This window comes from Streptomyces sp. NPDC051555, assembly GCF_044454405.1.
Lineage (GTDB): Bacteria > Actinomycetota > Actinomycetes > Streptomycetales > Streptomycetaceae > Streptomyces.
The window spans coordinates 209,897-226,082 of record NZ_JBITDP010000005.1; the positions used below are offsets into that span (position 1 = coordinate 209,897).

17 protein-coding genes are annotated in these 16,186 nt (G+C 69.0%); 12 read left to right on the forward strand and 5 right to left on the reverse strand.

Translation table 11 applies throughout. The features are described 5' to 3' along the window. Positions 1–21: 21 nt before the first annotated feature. The 3 genes from ACIBEA_RS14065 to ACIBEA_RS14075 all read right to left on the reverse strand — a co-directional run bounded on the left by ACIBEA_RS14065 (position 22) and on the right by ACIBEA_RS14075 (position 2,389). Positions 22–183, reverse strand: a complete 162-nt coding sequence (locus tag ACIBEA_RS14065) for a hypothetical protein (RefSeq protein ID WP_399260456.1) — start codon at positions 181–183, stop codon at positions 22–24. Positions 184–266: 83 nt separating this feature from the next. Beyond that, complete coding sequence (locus ACIBEA_RS14070; protein WP_399260458.1) at positions 267–929, reverse strand: HAD-IA family hydrolase; 663 nt, start codon at positions 927–929, stop codon at positions 267–269. A gap of 449 nt (positions 930–1,378) precedes the next feature. Then, positions 1,379–2,389, reverse strand: coding sequence for an NAD-dependent epimerase/dehydratase family protein (locus ACIBEA_RS14075; protein WP_399260829.1), 1,011 nt, complete (start codon positions 2,387–2,389; stop codon positions 1,379–1,381). A gap of 170 nt (positions 2,390–2,559) precedes the next feature. Here ACIBEA_RS14075 and serS point away from each other — a divergent pair, with 170 nt between their 5' ends. Next, a complete protein-coding gene (serS, locus tag ACIBEA_RS14080; RefSeq protein WP_399260460.1) occupies positions 2,560–3,852 on the forward strand; it encodes a serine--tRNA ligase in 1,293 nt (430 codons plus the stop codon). 372 nt (positions 3,853–4,224) lie between these two features. Here serS and ACIBEA_RS14085 read toward each other — a convergent pair whose 3' ends face one another. Beyond that, positions 4,225–5,061, reverse strand: a complete 837-nt coding sequence (locus ACIBEA_RS14085) for a DUF1932 domain-containing protein (RefSeq protein ID WP_399260462.1) — start codon at positions 5,059–5,061, stop codon at positions 4,225–4,227. Further along, positions 5,058–6,425 carry a hypothetical protein gene (locus ACIBEA_RS14090; RefSeq protein WP_399260464.1) on the reverse strand — a complete coding sequence of 456 codons (1,368 nt, stop codon included), beginning with the start codon at positions 6,423–6,425 and terminating at the stop codon, positions 5,058–5,060. The genes ACIBEA_RS14085 and ACIBEA_RS14090 overlap by 4 nt, the downstream gene beginning before the upstream one ends. A gap of 265 nt (positions 6,426–6,690) precedes the next feature. On the opposite strand from ACIBEA_RS14090, the gene ACIBEA_RS14095 reads away from it, so the two are divergent. From ACIBEA_RS14095 to ACIBEA_RS14145, 11 genes are all read left to right on the forward strand, one after another. Further along, complete coding sequence (locus ACIBEA_RS14095) at positions 6,691–7,302, forward strand: ATP-binding protein (RefSeq protein ID WP_399260465.1); 612 nt, start codon at positions 6,691–6,693, stop codon at positions 7,300–7,302. A gap of 153 nt (positions 7,303–7,455) precedes the next feature. Beyond that, the gene (locus ACIBEA_RS14100) at positions 7,456–7,890 is read left to right on the forward strand and encodes an NUDIX domain-containing protein (RefSeq protein WP_053678445.1); all 435 of its coding nucleotides are present in this window, start codon (positions 7,456–7,458) and stop codon (positions 7,888–7,890) included. Positions 7,891–7,929: 39 nt separating this feature from the next. Next, the gene (locus tag ACIBEA_RS14105) at positions 7,930–9,816 is read left to right on the forward strand and encodes a radical SAM protein (RefSeq protein WP_399260467.1); all 1,887 of its coding nucleotides are present in this window, start codon (positions 7,930–7,932) and stop codon (positions 9,814–9,816) included. Further along, positions 9,810–10,442, forward strand: coding sequence for a hypothetical protein (locus ACIBEA_RS14110; RefSeq protein WP_399260468.1), 633 nt, complete (start codon positions 9,810–9,812; stop codon positions 10,440–10,442). The genes ACIBEA_RS14105 and ACIBEA_RS14110 overlap by 7 nt, the downstream gene beginning before the upstream one ends. Continuing rightward, entirely contained in the window at positions 10,439–11,173 is a 735-nt protein-coding gene (locus ACIBEA_RS14115) for a hypothetical protein (RefSeq protein ID WP_399260470.1), read from the forward strand. Before ACIBEA_RS14110 ends, ACIBEA_RS14115 begins: the two co-directional genes overlap by 4 nt. Positions 11,174–11,177: 4 nt before the next feature. Then, the gene (locus ACIBEA_RS14120; RefSeq protein WP_399260472.1) at positions 11,178–11,825 is read left to right on the forward strand and encodes a hypothetical protein; all 648 of its coding nucleotides are present in this window, start codon (positions 11,178–11,180) and stop codon (positions 11,823–11,825) included. Continuing rightward, positions 11,822–12,688, forward strand: coding sequence for a protein kinase (locus tag ACIBEA_RS14125; protein ID WP_399260474.1), 867 nt, complete (start codon positions 11,822–11,824; stop codon positions 12,686–12,688). The genes ACIBEA_RS14120 and ACIBEA_RS14125 overlap by 4 nt, the downstream gene beginning before the upstream one ends. Before the next feature lie 113 nt (positions 12,689–12,801). Continuing rightward, a complete protein-coding gene (locus tag ACIBEA_RS14130) occupies positions 12,802–12,945 on the forward strand; it encodes a hypothetical protein (RefSeq protein ID WP_167347301.1) in 144 nt (47 codons plus the stop codon). Positions 12,946–13,055: 110 nt separating this feature from the next. Then, positions 13,056–13,967, forward strand: coding sequence for an aKG-HExxH-type peptide beta-hydroxylase (locus tag ACIBEA_RS14135; protein ID WP_399260477.1), 912 nt, complete (start codon positions 13,056–13,058; stop codon positions 13,965–13,967). Further along, the gene (locus ACIBEA_RS14140; protein WP_399260479.1) at positions 13,964–15,361 is read left to right on the forward strand and encodes a serine hydrolase domain-containing protein; all 1,398 of its coding nucleotides are present in this window, start codon (positions 13,964–13,966) and stop codon (positions 15,359–15,361) included. The genes ACIBEA_RS14135 and ACIBEA_RS14140 overlap by 4 nt, the downstream gene beginning before the upstream one ends. 94 nt (positions 15,362–15,455) lie before the next feature. After that, entirely contained in the window at positions 15,456–15,923 is a 468-nt protein-coding gene (locus tag ACIBEA_RS14145; RefSeq protein WP_399260481.1) for an NUDIX hydrolase, read from the forward strand. Positions 15,924–16,186: the final 263 nt, after the last annotated feature.

Below are 16,186 nucleotides of genomic sequence, written 5' to 3' on the forward strand. Positions count from 1 at the left end.
AACCAGGGTGCCGCAGGGAGGCTAAATCTCCTGCGCCGGGTTCTCGAAGAACAGCTCGCCCCCGGCGTAGGAGTCAGGTGTGTTGAGCCAGACGAGCAGGGTGAGGTCGCCTCCGACGACGGGCTGTCCATCGGTCCGAGCCCGCTCGCGCTCGACGTCGGTGACCTCGTCGTGGTGCGCCACGAACCCGACGCCAGGACCGTAGCGGTAGACGACCGCTGCAGGGGCGGCGCGGCCGACAGCCCTTGATCAGCCGGAAGTTGCGGTCACGCGGCGAGGACCGCACTGACTCCCAGAAGAGCCTCAAGCTCCGCAACGGCCTCGTCCTCATCAGTAGCGTGGACGGTGGTGATTCCCAGCTCCGCGGCCGGCGGAAGGTTCACCGCGTGATCGTCCACGAACACGCACTGCTCGGGAGGCAGGCCAATGCGGTCCAGGGTCAGCCGGTAGACCGCCGGATCAGGTTTGGCCATGCCGACCAGCTCGGAGACGACGTGCACATCGAACAGGTCCCAGATTCCGACGTGCTCGTACGGGTTGAACGGGTCCAGACCGAAGCTGTTGGACAGCAGGGCGACTCGATGACCAGCCGCCCGTGCTGCACGGGCGAGCGCAGCCATCCGACGAGCCACTGGCACCCGGTCCCACGCCCGGCCCATCAAGTTCGCCGGGTCCACGTGCGCACCCAGGAGAGCGGCAGTGCCCTCGTTCCACTCCGCCTGCCCTATCTCCCCGACTTCCAGGGCCGCGTACAGACGCCGACCCTCTGGGTGGTCGTTGAGGATACAACGCCACGCCTCCGGGGCCAGTCCTTCGGATACGCACCACGCACGGTGGACAGCGAGCGGGTTGGCTGTGAGCACTCCGGCGAAGTCGAGGATCAGGCCGAGCTGTTCACGCCCGTCGGCGCTATCAGTGCTGTGCGGCATTCGGTGACCGTCCCTTCCACGCTTGGTCTCACAGGGACGCTACCGCGCACTCGGACACGCGCAGAATTCGAGAGGGCCCCGCACCCCGAGTTCCCACTCCCCAGCATGAGTCCCTTCTCCCCGTCGACGCTGGTCCGACTCAGCGGTTCTCCTTGTCCACCGCCGCGCAGCACCGCTGCCATGCCGACGATGACACAACGTCGGTGCTTCGGGGCGACCTGGACGCGGCGGCGACGGTGTGGAGATCCCGGCGGAACAGCGTGTGGCGGGACTGCTGGAACGCACCAGCGGCTTGCGGCGGGCTCTGACGGCCCCCGCGTTCAGGGAGACGCGGGTGGCTCTCACGCTCGGCGAACAGATCGAGGAATTCGGGCGCCTCTCGGCTCCGAGGCAGCTGGCCACGGGGAGCGGGCTCCTCGCCATCGAGCCCTGACCCTGCCCCCTTGTGCCTACGGGTGGCCGAGGGCGGTGAGGATCTGGGCTTCCTTGGCAGGGTCCACGCCCTGTTCGGCCCACCTCGGATGTTCGACGGGCCGACCGTCTGCCTGCATCCACGCCCAGGTGTCGGCAATGGTGTCGGCGAGCGGACGGCAGCGGAGCCCGGCCGCCACGGCACGGGAGACGTCGACGGACCACACCCCGGAGTGGGTGCGCCACAGCGGAAGCTCCGTCCACTGCTTCACCCCGTGCGCGGTGAGTGCCGCCGCATCGGCCCACACCGGGCTGCCGGTGCTACCGGTGACGGCCTGGCATGTGGCGATGAAGCCGGCCCAGCTGATGCCCTCGGGGTGGGCGATGTTGAATGCCCGGCCGGGGCCCGCGGTGCCAGCGGCCTGATCTACCGCGAAGGTGGCGACGTCCCGCACGTCCACAGGCTGGATCATCTGGGCGGCCGGTGCCGGGGCGACGATCGCGCCGCCGCGCTGGGCACGGGCGAGCCACCAGGGGAGGCGGCCGACGTACTCGCCCGGCCCCAAGATCACTCCAGGCCGCAGGAACACCACGCCGTCCCCGAAGGCGGCGCGCACGGCAGCCTCTCCCCCAGCCTTCTGGAACCCATACTTCGTCGGGCTGCCGTCGGCGCCTGCGTGCCCGAACGACTCATCGGCATCCGGCGGGCACTCCAGCAGCGGGGAGTCCTCGGTGAGCGGGTGATGGGGCCAGCCCTGATAGACGGAGACCGTGGAGACGTGAACCCACCGGGCGGCGGCCGGGCGCAGGGCATCGGCAGCGAGGAGCACGTCACGTGGCGGGAACTCGCTGCTGGATGTGTCGATCACGGCATCCCACGGTCCGTGTGAGGCGAGCCGCTTCAGGTCATCGGGACTGGTCCGATCGCCCTGGACGGTGTCGGCACCCTCGACCGCACCAGAGCGGCCCCGATTGAACGTCGTGACCTCCCACCCGCGTCGAAGTGCGTCGTCAACGATCGCCCGACCAAGGAACCAGGTGCCACCCATCACCAAAATCCGCATGAGGGCGACCCTGCCACGAACGGCAATGCGACACCGTCCCGCCTCTGATCTTGAGCGGCTGAGCCTGGCGATATTTCGGATCGGCGCGAGCCCAACCGTTGCTAACGTCGATGGCGTCTCCCCATCCCGCTCGCTGGATATAAAGGATCTTCCTCATGCATGACGCCCGCGCCCTGATTGAAATGGGTGCCGAAGCAGTTCGTCGGCTCGCTCGTCGCGGTTACTCCCTGGACCTGTCCCGGCTGGAAGACCTCCAGTCCCGGCGCAACCAGAGCATCCGCTCAGCCGACGAGATGCGGGCGGAGGCCAAGCGGGTGGCGAGCGAGGTCCAGCAGACGGCCAAGCAGGGCGGCGACATCTCCAAGCTGAAGGAGCGCGCCCGCGCCCTGAAGGACCAGATCCGGGATATCGACACCGAGCATGAGCAGGTGCAGGAGGAGCTGACCGATCTGCTCCTGACTATCCCGAACCTGCCCGATGACGCGGCCCCGGACGGCGACTCGGAGGAGTTCGCGGTCGAGGTCCGGCGCGTCGGCACCCCGCCGACCTTCTCCTTCGAACCGAAGGACCACGTCGACCTGGGCGAGGGCACCGGCATCCTCGACTTCGCCCGCGCCACGAAGCTGTCGGGCCCCCGCTTCGCTGTCTCCCGCGGCGCCGGCGCCGCGCTGGAGCGCGCCCTGGCGACGCTCTTCCTCGACATCCACACCCGTCGCCACGGGTACGTCGAGCACGCGGTCCCTTACCTGGTCACCCGCAAGACGATGACCGGCACCGGACAGCTGCCGAAGTTCGAGGAGGACCTGTTCAAGACCGGCGTCGCCGACCGTGAACTGTTCCTCATCCCCACAGCCGAGGTACCCCTGACCAACCTCTATGCCGACGAGATCATCCCGCCGGCCGACCTGCCGCTGGCCCTGACCGCGCACACGCCGTGCTTCCGGTCCGAGGCGGGCTCGTACGGTCGTGACACCCGCGGCCTGATCCGCCAGCACCAGTTCGCCAAGGTCGAGATCGTCCAGATGGCCGACCCGGCGGACGCCGACGCCACGCTGGAGACGATGGTCGGCCACGCCGAGGCCTGCTTGAAGGAGCTCGGCCTCGCCTACCGCGTCGTCAAGCTCGCCGCGGGTGACACGGGCTTCTCCGCCCAGCTCACGTACGACATCGAGGTCTGGATCCCCAGCCAGAACACGTACCGCGAGATCTCCTCGATCTCGAACTTCGGCACCTTCCAGGCCCGCCGCGCGAACATCCGCACCCGAGGCGAGGACGGCAAGCCCAAGCTCGTCGCCACCCTCAACGGCTCCGGCCTCCCCATCGGCCGCACCGTGGCCGCGCTCCTCGAGCAGTGCCAGCAGCGGGACGGCTCCCTCGTCCTTCCCGAATCTCTCTTCCCGTACCTCGGCTTCCGCCGTATCTCGGCGGACGGAATCACGGAGGCATAAGTACTCGTCGGCGTCTGTGACTTCCCTGGTAGCTACGCCTTTCCACCCCGCCAGCTACGGCGGGATCGAACGATGGCTGTGGGCGGTCGCCGTAGGCGCCCGAGCCGCAGGCGCCGACGTACACCTCCTCGGGCAGGGCTGGCTCACGGACCTGGAGAACGACTGGGTCCGCAAGCCGGTCCACCTGGAGGACATCAAATATCGTCGAGTAGACCAACGTCGACGACCCGACCGTCTCCCGCTTCTCGCTCGGCGTCGATTGGAACCGCGCGCGGCATCCGGCCCGGTCTCCAACCGCCACGCTGTTTGACTTCGTGGCCTACCGCCTAGGACAAATATCGGCTCTGCCCGGCGGCGGTGGCCGCCAGGGAGTCACCCCTGGTTTCGCAGGTGGGCCAGGACGTCGGCCAGCTCCAGGTCGTACTGGTCCTTGTCCCCTTCCCAGCGGGACATCACCGCGACCGCCGCTTCGGCCATGTCCGCAGGCAAGTTGGCCGCACGAAGGGTCTCGGCGATGTCCTGCATCTCGGGTGCCCAGCGCCAGGCGCGTGCGGCCACGCTGGGCAAGTATCCGGGGTCGGAGAGGATATTGGACGCCATCACCTCGGCCTCGGCAGTGAGTTGGTCGCCGACGCCGTGGGCGTCGGCCAGCGCGTGGGCGACTCCCGCGAGGGTTCGAGCGGCCTTCTGGTAGCTGGCGAACGCCATCTTCAGCGCGGAGGCGGAGCCGACGTTGCCGCTCGCCCGGCGGACGTGCAGCGCGGTGTCCTTGAACAGGGGCTCCACCAGGTCTACCGCCGGGCCGTCGCCTGCGAGGTAGAGGCGGGCAATCCGCTGGCCACCAGGTGGCGGCCCGAAGATCGCCCCGTCCAGGACCGTGGCACCCGGCCTGATCTCCTCCGCGATGCGCTGCATACGCTGGGGGTTGATCGCGTTGGCGTCGACGTACACGCCGTTGAAGTTGCGGTCTGCGACAGTGGCCGCCACGTCTTCTGCGGCTTGTGGCGGACAGACCGACAGGACGACCGTGCTTCGCTCCAGCGCTTCGCTGAGCGAGTCGCATGCGGTGGCACCAGCTTCTTTCGCCCGTCGGTGGGTCGCCTCGCTGCGGGCTACAGGCACCCACAGCACCTCGTGGCCTGCCGCAACGGCCTGGGTGGCGACGGCCGCGCCCATGGCGCCGGGGTGCAAGAGGGTCACGGTGGTCACTGGCTGCCTCCTGGCGGGAGCTGAGCTGGCGTTCGTTCCTGATGAGCAATGATCACCTCACGAAGCCCGATCGCGGCAGGTGACCCAGCACCGGGATGCAGCTCGAGCTGACGGCTGAAGTGGCCCATCCGGCGGTCGACGCTTTCCGTGCGGCGCCGAGCGCTGACCCCGAGGACTGCGTGGACCTGGTTGGCAGCGCCGTCGATGTCACCCCGGCCCAACCGGGCCATGGCCAGGTCCATGCGGGCCAGTGACATCTCGCCAAGCCGCTGCTGTTCCGGCGGTGCAACCTCGAACATCTCCACCGCCTCATCTGCACGGACCTCGGCATCACTGAGATGCTGGGATCCGGCCAGCCAGAGGTGCGTGCTACTGGCGTAGAAGAGTTGCTTCTCGACCGGGAAGGCCATCATCCCGCCGGGTAGTTCGTCCCCCTCGACCAGGCGGTCCCGCAGACGGTCGGCGGCACTGAGGGCGGCCAGGGCGTCGCTGCCGCGGTTGAGCTGGCCGTACGCGCGCGCTTTGATGCTCTCCAGGCGGATCTGAGCCGTGCCGGATTCGGGCGTGAACGTGCTTCCGGCGTCGGCGAGGCGTACGGCGTCGACCGGGCGGCCGTCCCAGTACGCGATGAGAGCCTGGAGTCCGCGTACCCAGGAGCGCAGTCCGTTGTGGCCGGCGAGCTCGCCGAACAGGAAGGCAGTGCGGGCCTGCGTCTCGGCGGCGTCGTAGCGGCCCAGGTCGAAGCTGGCGTTCGCCAGGACTCCGCACAGAATGCCCGCGCCGACGTACAGGTCGCAGGTGTACCGCGGTGGCTGCCGTCCTTCGAGGAGTTCGAAGGCGCGGTCGCGCAGGGCACGCACCTCGCGGAACAGCGGCCCGACAGGCCGGTTCGGGTAAGAAACGACTATGCGACGGATATCAGCTTCCAGCTGCTCCAGCGTGTGCGGTCCCACGTTGCTGCTCTCTGCCCTGGCCGCGAACTGCGCCGACTCATTGGCCGCCGCCATGACCACGTCTTCAAGGCCGTACGCGGACGGTTCCGCTGCATTGAATTCCTCAGCCGCTGGGTGAAGCGGCGAGGACCCGGGCCTGGACGGCGCAGGCGTGAGGAGGCGGGCAGCCGGGATACCGGGGAACATGAACTCCAGGACGCGACGAGCGACGGTCTGCGGGGTCCGCACCTCGCCGTGCGCGTACCGGAAGAACTGCCGCTTCTCGATCGTCGCGGTCGAGACCGAAGGCGGTCCCTCTAGCTCCGCTAACTGCTTCGCCGCTTGCTCGTAGCGCCTCTTGAAGACCTGGTAGTCCTGCCAGCCCCGCTGATTGATCAGGGTCTGGAACAGGGTCGGCCCTGATTGCTCCACAGCGGCTCCCTCGCGTCTACGCCTTCCTCTCGTAGCCACGCTAGACATCAACCGATGCTCACCACAGATGTGTTGGGCAGAAATCGCCGCTCGCGCCGATTAGACATTCGTTGGGCACGAAACGGCTGCGTTAGGCATCGCTCAGGGCCTCGTTCAGACAGGGCCAGCGGAGAACACTGTGTCCTCGCCCCGCAGCACGAAGACCGTTCGAGGTCACCTACCGCGCCGCGGTCTCGCAACGCCAGGCAGCTCAGGAGGCCCGCTCATGGCAGCGCACCACCAGCTCGCGTTCCCCGTCGCCCACACGGCAGCCGCCGCCCGGCAGGCACGACACCGCGTCGTGTCCGCCGTTCGCTCCTGGAACATACGGCTTGGCGAGGACGAGCTGAACGGAGTCGAGCTGGTCGTCGGCGAGCTGATCACCAACGCCGTGCTGCATGCTGCGCCGGGCCTGGTCACAGTCAACCTCCATCGAGAGGGTCCGGCGCTCGTAGTCGAGGTGCACGACACGACGAAGGCGCTGCCGCAGGCGGGATCCGTGGACGTGGATGCCGAGTCTGGGCGCGGCCTGCACCTCGTAGCCGTGCTCGCCGACCGCCACGGAGCGGAACCCACGGCGACTGGCAAACGGTGCTGGGCCGAGTTCGACCTGCCTGCCGAGCCCAAGCATCCGAGGGCGGACCGGGACAGCCGCGGAGGCCAGTACCTGGTCTCCGGACGTGCCGGCGAACTGGCCCGCGGTGCGACGGGAAGGCCACGTTCACCGGCGACGCGTTCGACGCCGTACATACGAGCGACGGAAGCCTCTCACGCAGCACCTGCGCGGGGGCCCAGGCGCCGGAACCACCGCCTGCAAGCCAGCGCATCGACTGAATAGTGCTGATTCGACAGGAACTTGCTGGCCTAGACTCGTGGGCTTCCCGAAGACCCCGCCCCGACCGTGGGGCGACCTCGGGATATGTAGCCCTGGGTCCGACGCGGGGCCAGGGCCTCAGTTCAGCTCATTCCTGACCAAGTGGAGGTTGTCGCTATGCCCGAGAAGGTCACGAAGGAAAAGGTACTCGTCTACGTCGTGCGCGACGGGCGCCTGCTGGTGTTCCGCCACACCGACTACTCCTACGAGGAGGTCGGCATCCAGGTCCCCGCGGGTAGCATCCGCCCCGGTGAGACCCCGGAGGCCGCTGCTCTGCGCGAGGCCCGCGAGGAGACCGGCCTGTCGGACTTCAAGATCGTCCGCAAGCTCGGCGAGACCGAGTACGACATCAGCCCGTACCGGTTCGAGATCCAGCACCGGCACGTCTTCCACCTGGAGCTGACCGAGCCGACTCCGGAGCGGTGGATGAGCCAGGAGGACCACGACGGCGAGCAGGAGCCGACTCACTTCGAGTGCTTCTGGATCCCGCTGGAGGCCGCGCACATTCTCCAGTCCGGCCAGGGCGCCCTGCTGGGGCGTCTGTCCGACTAGCCATTCATCCGGTCACGGCAGCATAGGAGGGGGCAGCCGATGAACCTCAGCACAGAACAGCGCCACACGATCGACGGGCTCTACCGGAGCCTGGACGCCGATGACACCGGCACCGCGGTGTCGGTCATCGTCAAGACGCGCGGCGAGACGTGCGACATCGACTGCCTCTACTGCTACGAGAAGCGCAAGGAGGCCCCTGGGGGTGCCCGGGTCAGCGCCGACCAGATCAGGCGCCTGGCCAGCATCTTCAAGGGCCGCAAGCTCGCCGTCGAACTCCACGGCGGCGAGCCCCTGACTGCGGGGCGGGAGCACATCGGCGAGATCCTCGCGGAGCTGGCCGGCATGCCACAGGTCGTACGCGTCAGCCTGCAGACCAACGGAGTCCTGCTCGACGCCGACTGGCTCGACATGTTCGACACCCTCTGCCCAGACCTCCGGATCGGTATCTCCCTCGACGGTGACGCCCAGGGCAACGCGTGGCGTGTCGGCTACGACGGCAAGCCCGTGTATCCGCGCGTCGCCGCCTCCCTGAACCTGCTCGCGGAGCGGGACCGGAGCGTCGGTGTGATCGCCGCGGTGACCCCGGCGGTGCTGGACCGCGCCGAAGATGTGCTGGACCACCTCGCCAGCTTCGGTTCGGTCAACACGATCAGCTTCGTACCCTGCTTCGACTCCACGATCCGCCGCTCCACGGCCCTGCCGAGCAGGCGCAAGTCGGCCAGCCGGCTGCTTCAGCAGGCTGCCGTGAACGCAGCCGATGGCCCGGCCTGGGCGATCCATCCCGACGAGTACGCCCAGTTCGTCCTTGCCGCCACCGCTCACTGGATCACCGCCGGACACTTCGCCCGCATCAAGCTGGAACCGGCCGTCTCCACGATCCGGCGATTACGGGGTCTGACGACAGGGTTCTGCCACTTCTCCGACCTTAAGTGCGACCACGTCTTCACCCTCTACCCCGATGGCCGCCTCGGGAGCTGCGATGAACTGCCCTGGCCCCAGGCCCGCCTTACCCAGCTGGAGTCCACGGCCGACGAGAACGAGGTGGTCCGCGCCCAGCAGGACTCGCTCCTGCTGAAGCAGGGCAAAGCCTTGATGGACAAGTGCACGACCTGTGACTACCACGCCTCCTGCGGCGGAGGGTGCATCGCCACCCGCTGGCGCCAGGACCCGGCCGCCGATCACGACGCGTACTGCGACTACCGCATGCGGATGATCGACGGCGTCGCCGCACTGCTGGCCCAGCCCGGCCATCCCGCCGGCGCCTGGTGCCAGCGCGTGCGCTGGCACCAGCGCACCCCGAACAGCATGCGCAACGTGAACGCCTTCCTGACCAGCTGGGATGCTCTCGACCTCGCCCGAGGCGAAGTGAGGCTGCACACCAGTGAGCACGGAAACATCAATACTGTGGGCCTCGCCGGCGTCCACGAGGCCGACGATCTCACCCCGGCCCACCCGATGTGGCGGGCGGCCATCGAACCCGGCGTCTGGCCGTTGGTCGACACGGTCACCCGGGCGTGGGGGCTCGTCACGTACGACAGCTGCCAGGGCCACCAGTACACCGGCACGAACCTGGCCCCCACGGAGCTGCGTATCGGTCTCCTCGCTCGCGATCGCCAGGAGTACGCCGGAGCTGCTGCGGCCCTGTGCCGGGCCGCCACCTTGGCAAACGCCCTCATGCCCGCAGGCATCGAGGTCAACGTCAGCCGCTCGGAGCTCACCTGCGAGAGCACGGGTACCACGACTCCGGTCCTCGACCTGAGCTTGGACCCCGGCTCCGGTCAGGGATGGGACGGCTACTTCGCCCGCTTGGACGAGGCCGCTGCTGTTCTGGCCGCAGCACTCGACGCCGAGCGCCCGACGGACGGCACCACGTGCGCCTGCCCGTTGCCGGTGCCGACGGAAGTGGCTGAGGAGGTGTTGTGGTGAAGCCCGGTGACGCGGTCACCCTCCACCAGCTCCTGGGACGGATCGCCTACTTCCACACCCTGTTCATCGAACCCGCCCTCACCTCCAGCAGACAGCCCGGAGCGGGCGAGCCGTGCTGCAACCACAAGAACACCGGGGACGAGCGCCCTGACGTTGGCGCGCTGCTGGCCACTACCGCTTGGGCCGTCCTGGACGAGATTGCTGCCACCCTCGGCGAGTACCTCCTCCTCTGCCCGGACGCAGGCCTCAGGTGCTGCGCGACCTGCCGCGTCGCCGCCGCCAGCGCTGCCATCGCCCAGGCATGGACCGTCACCGAACACCTCGCGTACGACCGGCCGCTGCCCGCAACCGCCCTTCTGCGGGCCTGCCGCACCGCAGCCGCGACCCGTCTCACCCTCGTCTTCGCCAAGCAGCATGGCACCGCGTGCGGCGCTCTGCCCCAGGCCGAGACGCCTGACGCGGGCCTACTACCCGACAGCGACGACCTGCCGTTGACCGGAGAATTCCTCGCCCTGTGGCAGGACCCGCTGGCCGCCACCCGCAGCCCGGTTGTCAGCTGGCTCAACCACTGCACGGACCTGAACGACATCCACCGTGTGCTCCAGCAAGGGGGAACCACGAAGTGATCCACATTGCCGAGACCGTCGGCGTCGGAAGCATCGAGAACTTCCTCAGCGATGCCGAGCGGGCCCACCTCGCCGACCTGATGAACGACGTCCTGACCAGCGGCGGCACCAGCCGCTTCGGTGACGAGCGCGGGACCTCCATCCACGAAATCCCCGGCCACAGCCCCGAACAGGCCATGGCCGTCTACGAGCCGGCCGGACGCGTCGAGATCCCCTCGATCCCCCCGGCCGCCGAGGAACTCCTGGGCGAGGCCTTCGAACGTGCTCGCCCGGCGCTCTCCCGCGTCATGCCCTCGATCACCCTCTGCCGCCCGTGGACGTACGTCGAGTACGGCGTGGGCCAGCACATCACCAGCCACCTCGACGGCATCGCCCCCGACCCGCTCGCCTGGCCCCGCCAGATCGCCGGCATCAGCGTCGTGATCACCCAGGCCGACGCCGGAGGTGACTTCTATGTCGAGACCGCCTCCAGCGACCGGCTGTGGAACGGCAAGGCCTCCGACGCCGCCTCGAACGGCTACGCGGAGGGCATGTGGCTTGCCCACGACGGAGCCGATAACTCCGCGACCTGGTTCCAGCGCATGCCTCGCACCCGCTGGAGCGTCGCCCCGGCACCCGGTACCGCCCTGCTGTACGGTTCCCAGCTCGCGCACGGAACCCTCCCGGTCACCGCGGGCCGGGTTGCGAAGTTCATCAGCTGGCTCATCGCCGAGCCCACTACGGCGGGGTGAGCGCGTGCTCCTGGCCCTGGAAGGCATAGCCGGCGCCGGAAAGAGCACCCTCCGCGACCGGCTCCTGGCCACCGCCCACGCCGAGGGCATCCCCCTGAGCCACATCGGCCAGTTCTCCTGGCTCTCCCACCCGGCCACGCGCACGCTGATCTGCCTGCGGGCCGGGCACGGCGGCGACGAGCAGGAGGCCATCGAGGCCGCTGCCCAGGACCTGGCCCTGCACTCCCGCTTCAACATCGGCCCCGCCCTCGCCGCAGGCCCGGTCCTCGCCGACCGGCTCACCCTCTCCACCGCCTGCCTGCTCGCCCTGCTCCACCAGCAGCCCGTCGACGCGTACGTCGAGCGCCTCGCCAAGCAAGCCCAGGCGCGTCCGCAGCTGACTGTCCTGCTGACCACCGAGCCCGACGTCTGCCACGCCCGTATCACTCGACGCGCGACAGAACGCCGTTTCACCGAACACCCCGAGGCTGCCGCCCTGCTGGCCGACCTCTACAACGAGGCCGCCGACGCCTGGACCAAGGCCACTGGCCTTCCCGTGCTGAAGCACCCCTGCACGACCCATGCCGACCTCGAAGCCCTGGTCGACGCCTGCATGGCGGACCTCCGCTCGGCCGGCAGCCCCACGACCACGAACACGGAAGCGAGCCCATGAACCTGCACCCGATGCATCCCGCAGCCTGGGTACTCGATCAGCTCCGCACGGACGGCTGGCACACCAGCGACCTCCTCGCGTTCACGCGGGCAAGCACCCTGATCAGGGCAAGCCGCCCCGGCCATGAGGACGTCGTACTGAAGGCAGGCTTCGGCAGCAACCACGTCCTGGCCGAGCTCGACCCCAGCGAGAAGCCCGCCTCCTACGGCTTCTACTGGTACGCGCAGATGACCGAGACCGAACGCGCCCTCACTCGCGAAGACTTCCGCCACGAGGCGGAGCTGACCGCCGCCGCCGGAGGAACCGATCACATCGTCCCGCTGCTGGATCAGGGCAGCTCGGAGCGGTTCGACTGGTACACCATGCCGCACTGCGACGGCGGGAACTTCCGGGCCTTCATGGCCTCATCCAAGGACACCGTGAAGGGCCTCGGCATCCTCGCCGACGTCGCCGACGGCCTGGGCAACCTGCACCAGCGCGGAATCGTCCACCGCGACGTCTACCAGGAGAACATCCTCATCGACCAGGACCGGGGCCTGATCACCGACCTCGGAGCCGCCCGCCGCCTGTCCACCCCGCGCGGACCTGAACACCGCGGCCCCGAGGTCCACTGGCCGCCGGAATACCTCTGCGGCTACCACGAGGCGACCCCGGCCGCCGATGTCTTCAGCCTCGCCGTCCTCGTCTACCGCTACCTGTGCGGGGACATACCCCGCCTGGCCGGCCACACGAACCTGCCGCTCATCCCGGAGCCCCTGCGCGGCGTCGTGACCGCCGCACTCTCCGACGACGCGGGCGACCGGCCCGCCATGGAGGACCTGCGCACCGCGCTCCGCGCGGCGGCCGACCTCCACCAGCGCTGACCGACGCGAGGGAGCCCCTCATGCCCAGGGCGAGATCTCCGCCCCGAATCCGGCACCACAGCAGAGCAAGCGGAACAAGCCGAAGCCAACGAGACCGAAAGGCGGAACACCCCATGAACCAGGACCGCATCGCCGACTTCCTCGCCAACGTCGAGGACCTGCGCGGCGAGGACGAGACCGTCCGTACCACCGCCCACACCTCCAGCGTCTCGGCCGAGGGCTGGCCGGCCGCCGAGGCCGAGACCACCACCGCCTGAACACCCACAGCCGCCCGGCGCGCTGAGCGCCGTCGGTGAACACCCCGGGGCCGGGCCGCCACCACCTGCGGCCCGGCCCCGGGCCCACCACCGAACAGGAGAGCCGTCTCATGCACACCCTCGCCGACCTCTTCGGCCTCCCGCCGATCGACCGCCTGCACCACGAGCGCACGCAGCGCATCCACGCGCTCATCCGCCCCGGAGCCCAGCCGCCTCAGCCCAGCACCAGCCCGGCGGCCGACTACTGCCTGGCCCACCACTCCCTCGAAGGAGCCGAAGCAGCCGCGCGCGCCGGTGATGCCGCGACCTTCGACTGGTACGTCGCCCACCCCGACGCCGGTGCCACCACCAGCTCCATCCCCACCGCGGTCGGCTCACGCATGGTCGTGGCGCCCACCCTCGCCGACCTGCCCCGATCCCCGATCTCCGAGACCCCCTACTACGTCCTGGGCCCCGGCACCGAACCCGCCCAGCCCCACCTGCGCAACCTCGCGGTCGACGCGTACGCCAGCGCCGCGCGAGCGGGCTTCGGCGATCTGCTCGCCGCCCACGCCGTCGTCCTGTGCCTGCTGCGGGCCAAGAACCTCGGCGAGACCCTCGACAGCTGGACCATCAGCCGCCTGCCGGGCACGGTCTTCATGGACCACGTCGACGACCCGGTCGTCCTGGCCCGCGACCTCATCCACGAGGCCGGTCACAACTGGCTGAACGACGCGCTCGCGGCGACGGGATCCAAGATCAGCGACACCGCGCACTTCCACTCCCCGTGGAAGCAGACGATGCGGCCGGCGTTCGGCTTCCTCCACTCCTGCTGGGCGTTCCCCCTCACCATGCTGTTCACCGCGCAGGCGCTAAACAGCTCCGCGGGAGACCTGCACCGGTTCCTGACGGCCTACCTCGACCAGCAGCGGAGCCTCCTCGCCGGCACCGCCACCGACCATGCCCACGCTCTGGAGCTGATCAGCGACGATGGTCTCCGCGACCGCCTCGCTGCCGCCCACCACCAGGCCCTCGCCCTGTGAACGCTGCCCGCGACGAGGAGCCCGGCTTGTCCCTGCTGGTCCACCGGCCGGGCGAAGAGCCCACCCTTCTACACACCGGTCTGGCCAGCCTCGAACACGGACTGCCCATCGGACCGGACACCACCTTCAACGTCGGCTCAGTCGCGAAGCAGATCACCGCCCACCTGATCCTGCTCGCCGCGCATGACGATCTCCTGCGTCTGGACCAGCAGGCCGCGGGCCTACTGCCCCGACTCCAGATCAGCGATGTCACCGTCGCGGACCTGGTCACCCATCGATCGGGCATACGCGACGCCGAGTCCCTGCTCTCCCTCGCCGGCTTCCGGGACCTCGACCACTACACGGCCGATGACCTGCGAACCCTCGCCTACCGCCAGCACCAGCGCGCCGTCCCCGAAGGACGCTTCCTCTACAGCAACACCAATTACCTCCTCCTGGCCGAGATCCTCGAGACGGTCTACCGCTCCACGCTGCCCGACCTCGCCCATCGCTACCTCTTCGATCCGCTCGACATGCACTCCACCCACTTCAAGAGCGACCCCCGCCACGTCATCCCCGGAGCCGCATCCGCCTACCGGGCCACCCACCACGGCTGGCAGCACACGGAAACGCCAGTCACCCTGCCCGGACCCGGCACCCTATGGACCACCATCGGCGACCTCGATCGCTGGCTCACGCACCTCCACCGGGACTGGCCGCACGAACACCAGCTCCCAGGGCAGGGCGACCTCGACTACCAGCCCAGCGACCACCGGCCCTACTTCTATGGACCCGGCCTCTATGCCGACACCAGCGCTGAACGAACCGCTGTCTTCCACTACGGTCACGAACAGGGATTCTCCGCCGCGACCCACCTGGACGCGACGGGACTGCGGGTGATCTGTCTGTCCAACAACGCCGATATCGCAGCCGACCACATCACCGCGGCCGTCGTGCGGGGCCTCGGCGAGCATCCTGAGCGGAGTACAGGGGACGTCCTCTATCAGGCATCGGCCCTGCGGCAAAAGCCCAAGGGTGCGGGCCGTTACCAGCAAGCCCACGGCGACCACAGCCCACACAACGAGCTCGGTACGTTCACCTGCGACCAGGCCCCCGGCAGCCTGCGACTCACCCGCAACGCTGACGCCCTCCACCTGTGGCGCCGAGGCACCCGAGACGAACTAACCCAAACGGGTCCAACGACGTACACGGGCAATGGCTACACCCTCACCGTGGCCGGCAGGACAGATCAGCTCGAGGGCTTCACCCTCGACCTCAACCGGGCCCCGGGACTCGCGTACGTCCGCCAGGAATCCCGCGGCCACCCCCCGCTACACCGACAACCTGCTGGTCAACCCCCACGTCTGGGGCCAGCCGGCCAACGCCAACCCTCTCCTCCACCTCAAGAGGGTTGACGGCACAGGCTGGTTCGACAACTACGCTGCGAGCTTCGAAGCTACCTGGGCCGCCGCGCGGCCCTGGACTCCCGACCAGGAAGGGCCGCCGCGCATGGGCAGGACTGAGTACTACAACGACCCCGCCGCACCGAAGGCGAACACCCTCATCCCCGCCAGCAACCTGCTCGTCGTCGACGACAGCGGCGCCATTCTCCTCCAGCGCCGCCGCGACACCGGCCAGTGGGCCCTACCCGGAGGCGCCCAGGACATCGGCGAGACGGCCGCCCAGTGCGCGGTACGTGAGTGCCTGGAGGAGACCGGCATCGTCGCCGAGATCACCGGCCTCCTCGGGATCTACACCAACCCCCACCACATCGTCGCCTACACCGACGGTGAGATCCGCCAGCAGTATGAGAACACCTATATCGGCCACCCGGTCGGCGGCGAGCCCACCATCAACGACGAGGCCGACGACGTCCGATTCATCCAGCCTGCGGAACTCGACCAGTACGACATCCACCCCAGCATGCGCCAACAGATCGGCGACTACCTCATCGGCACCTACCCCTACCTCGGCTGACCCGCCAGCGTCGTCGTCATGTCGCAGTACACCAGCGCGTCAACTAACGAGGACCACTCGCCGGTGGAGGTAGCAATCCGGCGTGGTCTGCAGCGTGGCGCATGACCGCCGACGAGTCAGGACAGCAGGTTGCAGCGGTGGAGGAAGGGCTTCAACCCTCGCCCCCGCAGGCGTCGATCGAGCGGTCACTCGCTGCCGTTAACGGGCCCGGGGCTGGCCACGACCTTGGCCAGCCCCGGCCGGTCCTCGCAAAGAGGTGCTCG